Origin of the sequence: Zunongwangia sp. HGR-M22, from assembly GCF_027594425.1 — a bacterium.
Classification (GTDB): Bacteria; Bacteroidota; Bacteroidia; order Flavobacteriales; family Flavobacteriaceae; genus Zunongwangia.
This window is the reverse complement of record NZ_CP115159.1, coordinates 103128-117487: the sequence shown is the minus strand read 5'-3', so window position 1 is coordinate 117487 and position 14360 is coordinate 103128. Positions and strand designations below refer to the sequence as shown.

Genomic DNA, 14360 nt, shown 5'->3' with positions numbered 1-14360 from the left:
TTCAGAAATTTAACATCTCACATTTCTGTTTTGTTTTCGAACACTTAGTGTCTTAAAACTGAACACTTTTTATCCTGAATAAAATTTCAAACATCTGATTTTTAGAACTTTATGTTTTTGGCATCATTATAACTTATAATTAAAACAAAGTGAATTTCAATTTCAGCAAAAAGAGTTTAAATAACAACCAATATCAAATTAGACAATATTAACCAAAATGGATATACCAATAGAAAAGAAACGATTTACTCTTAAAAGAATTGCGATGATCATTGGCGTTATACTTTTGATTGGGCTAATTGTTTTTGTCTTACTCTCCTCAAGCGGTAGCACCCGACTTAATGTTGAAAAAGAGCGCATCAGCATCAATACCGTTAAAAAAGATATCTTTCAGGAGAACATTCCGGTAAACGGAGTGGTGATGCCTATTACCACAATTTACCTGGATGCTTTAGAAGGTGGTCGTGTAGAAGAAAAATTTGTTGAAGACGGCGCAATAATGAAAAAAGATGAACCAATTCTTCGATTATCGAATACCGATCTGGAATTGAGTTTGGTAAATCAGGAAACTCAGGTATACAACCTCCTAACCCAAATGCAACGTACACAAAATGCATCCAGAGAAAACACCATCAATAAACTTAACCAACTTACTGAAGTAAAAAGCAGCCTTAAAGAAACCGAGAGAAAATATAAACTGAATAAAAAACTTTTCGAAAAAGGTGTGGTAGCAAAACAGGAATACTTGGAAACCAAAAACAACTACAATTATCAAAAAGATCGTTTAGCCCTAACCAAAAGAGTGCTGCAACAAGACTCTATTTCTTCTAAACAAGAAAATGTGCAGGCGAGAGAATCTTACGAAAAAACCCGAAAAGCTTTAGAATTAATGCGGAAAAAAGTTGAGGATCTTGTAGTGAGAGCTCCTGTTGATGGGCAACTGACTTCTTTAGATGCTGAAATTGGACAATCTAAATCTAAAGGGGAGCGCCTGGGACAAATCGACGTGATTAGCGGTTATAAAGTTCGTGTAGACGTCGATGAACATTACATATCACGAATTTACGCCGGGCAGCAGGGAAGTTTTAATTTCGACGGAAAAAAATATACGCTGGAAATCAGAAAAGTTTATACACAGGTGGCTAACGGAAGATTTCAGGTAGATATGACCTTTTTGGAAGAGGCTCCAGAAAAAATAAGAAGAGGGCAAACGTTACAAATTAGAGTAGCTTTAAGCCAAGAAAAAGAAGCTTTGCTAATTCCGAAGGGAGGATTCTTTCAGGAAACTGGCGGAAACTGGATTTTTAAAGTAAGTGAAGACGGTAGCATAGCATACAAAACCGATATTCAATTGGGTAGCCAAAATACCGAATATTACGAGGTACTTTCTGGATTAGAACCTGGCGACCGGGTAATTACTTCAAGCTATAGCCATTATGAAGATATTCAAGAGCTGGTACTAAAAGACTAAATTCTATAATTTTAAGTATAATTATTTTCAGGAACAATACAGACAAAAAATTCATCATGATAAAAATAACAGATCTCGAAAAGTTTTACCGTACAGACGAAGTTCAGACCATCGCCATCAACAAACTTTCTTTTGAAGTAAAAGAAGGAGAATTCGTCTCGGTTATGGGGCCATCGGGCTGCGGAAAATCAACATTGCTTAATATTTTGGGGCTTTTAGACGACCCTGATGGTGGAAGTTATATTTTTAATGGGATCGAAGTTGCCGGATTTAACGAGCGTAAAAGAGCAAATCTTAGAAAACACAATATTGGTTTTGTATTCCAAAGCTTTAACCTTATCGACGAGCTTAGTGTTTTCGAAAATGTAGAACTTCCCTTAATCTATACTGGTGTAAAACCGGCGGAGCGTAAAGAGCGAGTACACGAAGTGTTAGAGAAAATGCAAATTATGCATCGTAGAAAGCATTTTCCGCAGCAATTATCGGGTGGGCAACAACAGCGTGTGGCCGTTGCCCGTGCGGTAGTAAATAATCCTAAACTTATTCTTGCAGATGAGCCTACGGGAAACCTGGATAGTAGCAACGGAAACGAAGTTATGGATCTGTTAACCGAACTAAACGCTGCCGGAACCACCATCATCATGGTTACGCACAGCGAGCACGATGCCAAATACAGTCATCGAATCATAAGAATGTTAGACGGGCAAAAAGTAACCGAAAATATACTGGCTGAATATCAACATTAGCTATTTTAAGGGGTCATTCATCAATTAAAATCAATATCAACTTAGGAAGTTATCAAGCCTAAAACCAATTCATCATGATTAAAAACTACATCAAAATCGCCTGGCGGAATATTTGGAAGAAAAAGGGATATAGCGCACTCAATATTTTTGGTCTAGCTTTAGGGATCACCTGTGCCAGTTTGATCCTACTTTGGGTAGAAGATGAAATGAGCTTTGACACCATTGTCGCAGATCAGGAACTGGTTTACAGCGTACCTACCAATCAGGTCTATGAAGGACAGAAACGTACCTTTTTTCAGGCAACTCCGGGACCTTTAGCCGCAGCTTTAAAAACTGAAATTCCAGAGATTACCAAAGCTGCAAGATTGCGAAATAGAGATTTCCTGTTTACCGTAAACTCTTCTTCAATAAGCAGTTCCGGTTCTTATGCAGATCCAGATATATTTGATCTGTTTAATTTAAAATTTATAGAGGGCAATGCTACTGATGCTTTCAAGATGAAAGAAAGTATTGTAATTACAAAACAGGTAGCGCAAATTCTTTTTGAAAATCCAACCAATATTTTAGGAAAAGTAATCCGGGTTAATCAACAGGACAATTTTAAAATAACTGGTGTGGTTGAAAACCTGCCGGTAAATACGACCTATAGTTTTAACTGGTTGGTTCCATTTGAGAATTTTACATACGACAAACCCTGGACGCAGGAATATGGCAGCAATTTTACAGAGACCTTTGTAAAGTTATCACCGGATGCTGACTTCAAAAGCGTTAATGAAAAAGTCAAACACATCTTACCAGCCAAAACCGGCGATGAAGACACTCAGGCAATTTTACATGAAGCAAAAAACTGGCATTTACGATCAGATTTTAAAGATGGTGAAGTGGTAGGTGGTCGCGTAGAATATGTGCGGTTGTTCAGTTTTATAGCGCTTATTATTTTAGTTATTGCCTGCATCAATTTTATGAATTTAGCAACTGCCCGTAGCGAGAAGCGGGCAAATGAGGTAGGCGTGCGTAAAACCTTAGGTTCAAACAAGCAGCAATTAATTTTTCAGTTTATAACGGAAGCCTTGATGATTGCAATATTTGCAGTTTTATTAAGTATTTTAATTTTGATCTTCATTATTCCGGCATTCAACGCGTTAATAGACAAACAAATTGCTTTGGATTTAACTATACCATCGCATCTGCTTTCGCTTTTAGTTATAACCCTAACCTGTGGGATATTTGCAGGTTTATATCCTGCGTTCTACCTCTCTTCTTTTAAACCTATTGACGTGTTTAAAGGAAACCGAATCCAGTCTAAGGGAGCCGGGTTTATTCGCAAAGGTCTGGTCATTACCCAGTTTGTGATTTCTATAGTGTTTATCATTAGTACGTTACTGGTTTACCAGCAGGTGCAACATGTGAAAAATCGTGATTTAGGACTTAATAAAGACAACCTGATCGAGATACCAGTAAATGGTGATTTGATCAAAAACCGAAAGGCTATAGCAGAAAGTTTTAAAAATACAGGGATGATTACTGGTTTAGGATTGTCAAATTCTAATATACTTTCTGCGGGGAATAACGGCTCTGGTTTAAGATGGCAGGGAGGGAGCAATACTGAAGATGTACTTGTTTCTTATAGATACATAAATGATGAGTATTTTAAAACAACTGGAATCGAATTGATTGAGGGACGTGGTTTTAGTCCTGTAGTTGTAAATGACAGTTCGCACGTTATTATCACCGAATCTTTTGCACAATTGATGGGCACTGGTAGTGCACTGGGCAAGACTATAGACCGGTACGGGGATATGTATACCGTCATTGGGGTGACTAATGACTATTTATACGGCGACATGTACGGAACCAGTGATCCGGTTATGTTTTATAATTATCCACCTGAAGCACAGTACATGTATTTAAAAACAAACCCAAAATACGCTACAACCGAGGTTTCGAGAAGCATTGAGTCAACATTAAAAGAATATAACCCCGGGTATCCTTTTGAATACCGCTTTGTTGATGATGCTTTTGATGCACGTTTCAAAAGCGAACAATTGATAGGTAATCTCTCTCGAATTTTTGCCTTGTTGGCTATCTTAATATCCTGTCTGGGCCTTTTTGGACTGTCAGCTTACACAGCAGAACAGCGCCGCAAAGAGATAGGGGTACGCAAAGTTTTAGGGTCTAGCGTTGCCGGTATCGTGCGCTTGCTATCCAAAGAGTTTTTGGTTCTCGTAGTTGTGGCCATTTTAATCGCTGTCCCTCTAGCGTGGTATATTATGTACACCTGGCTTCAAGGGTTTGCTTACCGCATATCAATTCACGCCTGGGTATTTGTAATTGCGGGTATTGCCGCTATTGGTATCGCCATGGTAACGGTGAGCTTTCAGGCGATCAAAGCTGCAATTCAAAACCCTGTTAAATCCTTAAGAACCGAATAAATTCATCAGTCATGATTAAAAATTATATCAAAATCGCCTGGCGAAATCTTTGGAAGAATAAAGTGTTTTCAGCTATAAATTTTTTGGGACTCGCTATTGGTATGACGGCAGTCATTCTTATTGGTATCTGGGTAGAAAACGAATTAAGTTTTGATCGTTTTCATACTAATTTAGACTCACTATATAAAGTATACAATCGCAGCGCAGGAGTTGGAGACATTAGTGTTTGGGATGTTACATCTGGGCCATTAGGTAAAGCTTTAGAAGAAAATTACCCTGAGGTAGCCAATACAGCAAGAATTTACTGGAGCAGCGAACGCTTATTTAGTTTTCATGACATCTCGATTAAAGCTACTGGAAACGAAGTAGATGATTCTTTTTTGAATATGTTTAGCTTCCCTCTTCTGCAAGGGAATGCCGAGAATGCTTTGGATGGGGAAAATAATATTGTTATTACCAAAACAATGGCACAAAAGCTCTTTGGAAAGGAAAACCCCATAAACAAGGTGATAAAAATCGATAATGAAAATAATTATAAAGTTACTGGTGTATTAAAAGACCTACCGGCAAATACCGAATTTGATTTCGACTACTTGATTCCACTTAAGTTAAGTCCAACTGTAATGAATAATTGGGGTATAAACACCTATTATACTTATGTTCAATTAAAGCCTAATACTGAAATAAACGATGTTAATAATAAAATTAAAAATCTAGTACCCGATAATTCAGAAAAATATAATTGGGAGATTTTTCTTCATCCTGTTAGCAGACTACACTTATACTCGCAGTTTGAGAATGGAAAAGTGGCAGGAGGCCGTATTGATACAGTAAGACTTATGATTATTATAGGTATTCTAATTTTAGGGATAGCCTGTATTAATTTTATAAATTTAAGTACTGCTCAAAGCAGTAGTCGCGCTAGGGAAGTGGGCGTTCGTAAAATTATTGGAGCAGGAAAATATCGACTAGTTAGTCAGTTTTTGTGCGAATCTCTAATTCTTACAATAATGGGTGGTATAGCTGCTTTAGCTGTAGCCATGATAAGTCTTCCGTTTTTTAATAGAATTATCGATAGCTCTTTAAATATCCAGTACTCCAATCCGTTACTTTGGCTAGGATTATTAGGTACTGTTTTACTTACTGGATTACTTGCAGGCCTTTATCCCGCATTTTTTCTATCTTCCTTTCCTCCAATCAAAAATTTAAAAGGATCATTAAGTGGATCAAGAAAATCCTTTTCTGCAAGAAAAGTGCTAGTAATCCTTCAATTCTCTATAGGTATTATCTTAGTAATTGCTACCAGTATTATTTATCGTCAAATTAACTTCACACAGCACAGGAATGCTGGATATAATATTGATAATTTGATCCAAGTTGACATAGAAGGTGATATCAAAAAAAATTACGATTTGATTAAAAATGATTTACTTAGGCAAAATGCAGTCACCTCAATTAGCAAAACAGGTTGGGACGTAACTCTCAATGGCAGTAATGGTTCCGGCTTTCAATGGGAAGGTATGCAACAGGAAAGTATAAACTTCACTTTATATCGTACCGGTGGTAATTTTGCAAAGACCATGGGACTTAAAATTAAAGAAGGACGTGACATCGATCTTAGTGAATTTCCCGCAGATAGTTCATCTGTAATGATAAACACCACTGCAGCAGAAAAAATGGGGTTTGAAGATCCTATTGGCCAGTTGATACGTGATAACGACAAAACTTTGAAAATTGTAGGGGTTTTTGAAGACTTTATTATAGGATCTCCTTATAGCGAGGCGAAGCCTATGCTTATATTCGGTAACCAAGAGCATAACTATAACATGGTTATAAGGTTAAATCCTCAGAATAGTACTCTCGAAAACTTAAAAGTTTTAGAGCAGGTTTTCAATAATTATAATTCTGCATATCCTTTTGTATACCACTTTGTAGACCAAGATTATGCTCAAAAATTTAAAGATGAGCAGCAAATAGCTACCCTGTCTTCACTTTTTGCCGGTCTTAGCATATTTATATCCTGTTTGGGTCTTTTTGGACTAGCCACCTATATGACTAAAAATCGTGCTAAAGAAATTAGTATTCGTAAAGTACTGGGCGCAAACTCTATAATTATTGTCCAACTACTTTCTAAAGAATTTATTACCCTAGTAGTTATTGCTATATTCATAGCTATACCTATAAGTTGGTATACTATGGATCAATGGCTTATGGATTTTTCATATCGTATTAATATTGAATGGAAAAATTTTATAGGTGCCAGTTTATTAGTGATTCTAATCGCACTCATAACCGTAAGCTTTCAAGCTATTAAAGCTGCTATTACTAATCCAGTAAAATCTTTAAGGAGCGAATAAATAGACAATCATCAATCAAATTAGAAGACATCATGATCAAAAATCACATAAAAATCGCCTGGCGAAATCTTCTTAAGAACAGCACTTATTCTTTAATTAATGTTATTGGGTTAACGATTGGATTAGCTGCCTGTCTTGCCGTGACTACTGTGGTGATCGATGAATCTTCTTATGATCGATTTTGGACCAAAAAAGACCGGATTTTTAGGCTGAATACTATAAATACTCGGGATGGTGAGCTTCTAGAAAAAGGAGATTATGCACTATCAGGAACTCATATCGCTTTAAAAGATTTCCCGGAAGTGGAGGCGATTACCACCATCGAGCAATTTGATACCAATTTTAGTTTTAGAAATATTCAGGGTGAAGGCACAAAAACCAAGGTGATTTATAGCAATCCTTCATTTTTGGAGATGTTTGGTATTGAGATTACTTCAGGAAATCCAGAGAATTTGGTTGAAGGAACTTCAAATATTATCATTTCAGAAGCATCGGTAAAAAGATTTTTTAACGGTAGAAATCCGGTTGGTGAAAACATCAAAGATCTTCCTTCCTACAGCAATGAGCCTAACGAATATCTTATAACGGGAATTTTCAAGGATATTCCTAAAAACACACATCTTAAAGGAGAGGTGATTTATCTTCGTAAACCCAGAACAGAATTGCTTAATAAGCAACAATTTGGTTTCTTTCAAAGTTATTATCTGAGCCTAAAAAACGATATAGATAAAACAAAGTTTGAGACAAAATTCAATGATTGGTATTCAAATTATACCGAAGCGGACCATCCAGATAAATTTGAGTTACAGCCTTTACAGGATATTTATTTAAAATCTGATTTTGCTAATAATCAAACCTATAAAGGAAGTGCTCAAAAACTTTATATTTTGGGTGCGATAGCAATTTTATTATTGGTTGTCGCCTGCATCAATTATATCAATCTAACTACTGCAAGAGCTTCTCATAAAATGCAGGAAACCGGTGTTAGAAAGGTTTTAGGAGCAGATCGATTTCAGCTTATTTCCCAATATTTAGCAGAATCTGGATTGTTCTTTCTTATTTCTGGCATTCTGGCTTTTGTGCTCTATCAGTTAAGTTTACCGGCAATCGTAAGTTATATCGATCATCCGTTGGCGCTTACTTTCAGCAATTCTGCATTATTATTTTTATGCGCCATTTCATCGATTTTCGCCTTAAGCATCCTTACGGGCTTATATCCTGCGCTATTGATCTCAAGAATAAATCCTTTGGCTTCATTGCGCAAGAAATTTAGATCTAGCGGCACGGGCCAAACTCAGTTTATAAGAAAAGGGCTTGTAATCTTTCAATTTTCAATTTCATTGGTTGTACTTATCGCTATGATCGTGGTCAACCAACAAGTAATACTTTTGAAATCTAAAGATATTGGGTTCGATGCTTCTAATCTTCTAAGTATTAAGTATAATACCTGGCAAAATAAAGGCGAGAGTTTTAAAAACGAATTACTTAAAAGTCCGTTTGTAGAAAATGCGAGTATTTCTTCTTGGATTCCCTCTGGTGGTGGCGGAAGTATGAATCGAAGAATTGAAAGTCCGGACAAAACTGGTGATGAAGTGGAGATCTGGTATATGTTCGCCGATACCGACCTAGCTGAAACTTTAGGGCTAGAAATTGAAAAAGGAAGATTTCTGAGCAATGATTTTGGCGGTGATGTCCTCGCACAAAGTTTTTATGTTGAAATGGATTCGGCCAAAAAAGCTGAGTTGGAGAAAAGACCATCTCTAATTACCGCTCAGGCTGCAAAACTTCTAAAAGTTGATCAATTAAATGTCGCTAATAAAGATTTGGAAGCAACGCCTGTTGGTATTGTGAGCAATTTTAATAATGAAAATCTTAGAACCAGCGCAAAACCAATCGTGATTCAGGCTGATAAAAATCCAGATCGTGGAAGCCTACTCATGCGCATCAAACCCGGATCTGAGACAAAAGTTAGAGCTAAAATCAACGAATTATGGCAAGAATTTTATCCTTACAAGCTTCTGGAAATCGATAATGTTTCAGATCTGTTACAAAAACAATACGAGGCCGAAACCAAACTTTTACAATTCTTCAGCTTCTTTAGTGCGCTTAGTTTATTCCTAGCCGCTTTGGGTGTTTTTGGGTTGATCGTTCAGGTAACCGAACAGCGCGTAAAAGAAATAGGAATTCGGAAAGTACTTGGCGCATCGGTACAATCTATTGTGCTATTATTTTCTAAAGATTTTTTAAAAACCATTTCCATCGCAATTGTTATTGCACTTCCAATCGGCTGGTATGCTATGCGACAGTGGCTTCAGGATTATGCACATCGTATAGAAATACAATGGTGGGTATTTTGTTTAGCAGCTTCCATAGTAATTGGCATCGCTATGTTAACCGTGGGAATTCAATCTGCTAAAAAAGCAATTATCAATCCTGCAAAAAGCTTAAAAACAGAATAATTCATCTTAAAACTTCATCAATCATGTTTAAAAACTATATCAAAATCGCCTGGCGGAATCTGCTTAAGAATAAGTCCTCATTTTTTCTGAATTGCGGTGGTCTTGCTATCGGAATGGCCAGCTGTATTTTAATCGCGATCTATGTTTGGGACGAGCTGAGTTATGATCGATTTTATGATAATGCCGATGACATTGCCCGGGTTGTACTTCGTGGCAACATACATGGCGAAGAGCTTAAAGAAGCGGTAGTAGCTGCTCCTATCGCCAAGACCTTTAAGAAAGATCTTCCGCAGGTGAAAGACGCTACACGATTAAGTAAAGTTTATAATCCCGTAATTCGGTATAACAACACCTCTTTTGAAAATATAAAGGCAGCTTATGTAGATTCTAATTTCTTTGATGTTTTCGATCTTAAATTCCTTAAAGGAGATACAAAATCGCCATTTGAAAACCCTAATAGTGTAGTACTGACTTCCTCTGAAGCTAAAAAATATTTTGGCATCAAGAACCCGATAGGAAAACGCATTACCGTTCCGGAGTTAGAAGTAGATCTTGAAGTTACTGCTATCCTTCAGGATATGCCGCATAACACCCATCTACAAATGGATGTTTTTATTCCTATGCATCATAATGAACGTGCAAATTCTAATTTATGGGTCAACTCTGGTTTTGCCACCTATTTATTACTGGAACCAAATACCCAACTTGGCGCTGTAGAAAATCAAATCCCGGCACTTATGAAAAAGTATATGGGAGAACAGGTGCAGCAGGCTATTGGAATTTCGTATGAAGAATTTCAGAAGAATAACCAAATAGGACTATTTCTTCAGCCATTAACAGCTATTCATTTACACTCAGATTTTGCACCAAATACCGAGATTTCTGCTTCCGGAGATATTAAATACATATATATTTTTAGTGCCATTGCCATTTTTATGCTGCTTATTGCTTGCATCAATTTTATGAATCTGGCTACAGCAACCGCTACAAAGCGCAGTCGTGAAGTGGGAATTCGTAAAGTTTTAGGTTCAGCAAAAAAGCAACTGGTCACTCAGTTTTTAACCGAATCTTTTATTACCACGCTTTTCGCTATCATACTCGCTGTTGGTTTAATCGCCCTGGTTTTACCTTACTTTAATAACCTGGCGGGAAAAGAGTTGAAGTTGCTGAATTTATTCAGTTTAAAAAGTGTTTTGTTATTGCTAAGCTTCGTTGTTTTGGTAAGCCTTTTTTCAGGCGCTTATCCCGCCTTCGTGCTTTCTTCTTTTAAACCTTTACTGGCCATAAAAAACAATATTTCAGCCTCTGGGAAACGAAATAATTTACGTAGCAGCATGGTGGTGTTTCAGTTTGTTATCTCGGCATCACTGATTCTTGCAACCATCGTGGTGTATAAGCAAATGCAATTTATTCAGCATAAAAAATTAGGCTACGATAAAGAACAGGTAATCGTACTTAGGGATGCGTACAGAATGGGCAGCACCAAAGTACAATCTTATAAAAAAGAACTGCTAAAAAATCCCAATATCGCCAGCGTGAGCAGGTCTGCTTTTGTTCCTGCAGGAGAAACAGACAATCATTTGCGTGGTATTTTTAAGAATAACGAATATTTGCGGAAGTTTTTCTTTTACGACGTCGATGAAGATTATATCGCAACCCTGGGATTAGAACTTATTGAAGGTAGAAATTTTTCTTCGGAATTAAAAAATGAAGCAAATAAGGCCATTATCAATGAAGAAGCCGCTAAAATCTTAGCCCTTGGCGACAACCCGATAGGAAAAACCTTTAAACGTACAGCAGACCCCGAAAATGAAGAATTTACCGTGATTGGTGTTATTAAAAACTTTCATTTTAAATCTTTACATCACGAGATCGATCCTTTGGTTTTAGCCTATAATCCTTACGGCGGATTAATCTTAAAAACGAAAAATGCCAACATTGCTTCGGTCTTAAATTTTGCTGAAGAAAAATGGTCGAATTTTAACGAAAATGAAGATTTTTCGTATTCATTTTTAGACGAGGCTTTTTCGCAAACCTATAGCAAGGAGCAACAAATGGGTACGATTCTTAGCATATTTACCCTGCTAACTATTTTTGTGGCCTGTCTTGGTTTATTTGGCCTAATCACTTTCGCAACAGAACAGCGCTTTAAAGAAATAGGAATTCGCAAAGTTTTAGGTGCTAATGTTGGCGAGATCGTAGTAATGCTTGCCAAAGAATTCATCAAATTGATCTTTATAGCGTTTCTAATTGCATTCCCCATTGGCTATTATTTTATGCATCAATGGCTACAGGATTTTGCTTATAGAATAGATTTGAGCGTTTGGCAATTTTTAATGGCTGCGATCATCACTTTGGCAATCGCATTAATCACTATAAGTTTTAAAAGTATAAAAGCCGCTTTGCGAAATCCGGTAAAAAGCCTAAGAACAGAATAAACTAAACCTCACAGGTTTAGAATCAATCAAAAAATTATGATCAAAAACTATATCAAAATCGCATGGCGAAATCTTTTAAAGTATAAAGCCTATTCTACTATTAACATTTTTGGTTTGGCATTAGGGATGGCAGTAACGCTTATGATTGGACTTTGGGTTGTAGATGAACTCAATTATAATTCTTATTACAAAAGCAGGAATCGAATTGCACAGGTGTACCAAAATATTGAATATAACGGTGAAGTAGACACCGATAATGCCATACCACGACCTCTTGAATTTGCTCTAAGAGAGGAATTTAATGATAAGTTTGAAGATATAAGTATGGCTTCCTGGGAAGGCGAGCGATTTATGAAAGTAGACGCCAGCACTCTTGTAATGAATGGATATTCTGTACAACCTGAATTTACAGATATAATTGACCTAAAGTTTATTAGTGGACAATCTGAAGTATTAAACAATAAGAATTCTTTACTACTTTCTAAAAGTGCTGCGACCAGATTATTTGGAGATAAGGATCCAATAGGAAAAATGCTTACTGTAGACAATGAAAACCAAATGATCGTGGCTGGTGTTTTTGAAGATATCCCAAAAGGAAATGATTTTAGCAGTTTAGATTATTTAATGCCCTGGTCACTTTATGCAGATCGCGAATGGATAAAAAATGCATCAAATCAATGGGGTAACGATTCTTTCCAAATGTTTGTAAAATTGGCCGATGATGTAAAAATTAGCGAAGTTTCAGGCTTAATAGCACCACTTAAAAAAGACCAAGATCCTGAACAAGAAAAATATAATCCTGAATTTTTCCTATGGCCAATGGATAGTTGGCATTTATACACCAGCTTTGAAAATGGAAAACAAAGTGGTGGCCCAATAGAAAATGTATGGTTATTCAGCATCATTGGTTTTGTAGTTTTGGCCCTGGCTTGTATTAATTTTATGAATCTAAGCACAGCTCGTTCAGAGAAAAGAGCAATGGAAGTTGGTATTCGTAAGGCAATAGGCTCTTCAAAAAATCAGCTTATCAAACAATTTTTAAGCGAATCTTTTTTGGTCGTAATTTTTGCTTTTATCCTTGCTGTTGGTCTTGTATTACTATTCTTAAGTCCGTTTAATGAACTATCAAACAAAACAATCCATTTCCCTTGGAAAAGCCTGTCTTTTTGGGCTACAACTTTAATTTTTATAATGATAACCGCGCTGCTTTCCGGCGCTTATCCCGCACTGTATTTGTCTTCTTTTAGACCAGTTACAGTAATTAAAGGAACTTTTAAAACAGGTAAAATGGCTGCACTTCCAAGAAAAGTTTTAGTGGTCACCCAATTTAGTGTTTCAATAGCATTAATCATTGGGACTCTAATTGTAATGTCTCAAATTGAATTTAGTAAAAATAGACCAATAGGGTACAAAACCAGCGGATTGATTCAAATTCCGCTTAGAGGAGTTAGTTTTTGGGGCAAGACCGATGTTATGCGGAATGCTTTTATGGCATCAGGAGCAGTTACAGAAATGGCATCTTCCAGTAGCCCTTCTACTGAAGTTTGGTCAACTCGCTCTGGATTCTCTTGGCCCGGCAAACCCCGGGATTTTCAGGCCGATTTTAGTTACTCTATGGTTTCTTATGAATACGTAGAAACTTTAGGTCTCAATTTGATTTCAGGAAGAGGGTTTTCGAGAGCATATCCCTCAGATTCCGCTGCTGTTCTTATTAACGAATCTGCAGCCCGGTTTATGAATATGCAAGATCCCGTAGGGCAAACTTTAGCCTCTGGGAAAATTGGTGTGGACTATACTGAATATAAAATTATAGGCGTTGTTAAAGATGTAATTGCACAATCTCCTTACAGCCCAATAAAACAAGCAGTTTATGCATTTGATAAATATCAAAGTGCGAGTTACTGGAATTTAAGACTTAACCAAAACCAAAGTGTTCAACAAAACTTAGCTACTATTAAAGAAGTTTATAAGAATTATTTCCCTGATTCACCTTTTTCTTATGATTTTGTAGATCAGGAATATGCTAAAAAGTTTGCTGAAGAAGAACGTATTGCCAGCCTGGCTAAAATATTTACGCTATTAGCAATGCTTATCAGTTGCTTAGGATTGTTTGGTCTGGCTTCTTTCGTTGCCGAGCAGCGAACCAAAGAAATTGGAGTGCGTAAAGTACTTGGTGCATCAGTAGCTAACTTATGGGTATTATTGTCTAAAGATTTTGTCTCTCTGGTAGTGGTAGCCTTACTTATCGCATCGCCAATTGCCTTTTATCTAATGCATCAGTGGATTCAGAAATTTGCATATCGTGCCGATATTTCATTATGGATTTTTATTGTAGCCGCTGTTGGAGCATTAAGCTTAACATTGCTAATCATAAGCTTCCAGGCCATCAAAGCGGCAATCACCAATCCCGTTAAATCTTTAAGAACAGAATAAAACCTCATCTATCAATAGCTAGAA

7 protein-coding genes are annotated in these 14360 nt (G+C 36.7%); all 7 read left to right on the top strand.

Going from position 1 to position 14360, the window contains the following annotated elements:
* The first annotated feature begins 217 nt into the window (after window positions 1-217).
* The 7 genes from PBT91_RS00390 (at window position 218) to PBT91_RS00360 (ending at window position 14336) form a co-directional block, all read left to right on the top strand.
* Window positions 218-1471, top strand: coding sequence for an efflux RND transporter periplasmic adaptor subunit (locus PBT91_RS00390; RefSeq protein WP_270059835.1), 1254 nt, complete (start codon window positions 218-220; stop codon window positions 1469-1471).
* Window positions 1472-1527: 56 nt separating this feature from the next.
* Window positions 1528-2217, top strand: coding sequence for an ABC transporter ATP-binding protein (locus PBT91_RS00385; RefSeq protein WP_084842275.1), 690 nt, complete (start codon window positions 1528-1530; stop codon window positions 2215-2217).
* 74 nt (window positions 2218-2291) lie between these two features.
* Window positions 2292-4649 carry an ABC transporter permease gene (locus tag PBT91_RS00380; RefSeq protein WP_270059834.1) on the top strand — a complete coding sequence of 786 codons (2358 nt, stop codon included), beginning with the start codon at window positions 2292-2294 and terminating at the stop codon, window positions 4647-4649.
* Window positions 4650-4660: 11 nt separating this feature from the next.
* Entirely contained in the window at window positions 4661-7006 is a 2346-nt protein-coding gene (locus PBT91_RS00375; RefSeq protein WP_270059833.1) for an ABC transporter permease, read from the top strand.
* A 32-nt stretch (window positions 7007-7038) separates the two neighbouring features.
* Window positions 7039-9465, top strand: coding sequence for an ABC transporter permease (locus PBT91_RS00370; protein WP_270059832.1), 2427 nt, complete (start codon window positions 7039-7041; stop codon window positions 9463-9465).
* Window positions 9466-9488: 23 nt separating this feature from the next.
* Window positions 9489-11903 carry an ABC transporter permease gene (locus tag PBT91_RS00365; protein WP_270059831.1) on the top strand — a complete coding sequence of 805 codons (2415 nt, stop codon included), beginning with the start codon at window positions 9489-9491 and terminating at the stop codon, window positions 11901-11903.
* A gap of 36 nt (window positions 11904-11939) precedes the next feature.
* A complete protein-coding gene (locus tag PBT91_RS00360; RefSeq protein WP_270059830.1) occupies window positions 11940-14336 on the top strand; it encodes an ABC transporter permease in 2397 nt (798 codons plus the stop codon).
* Window positions 14337-14360 lie beyond the last annotated feature (24 nt).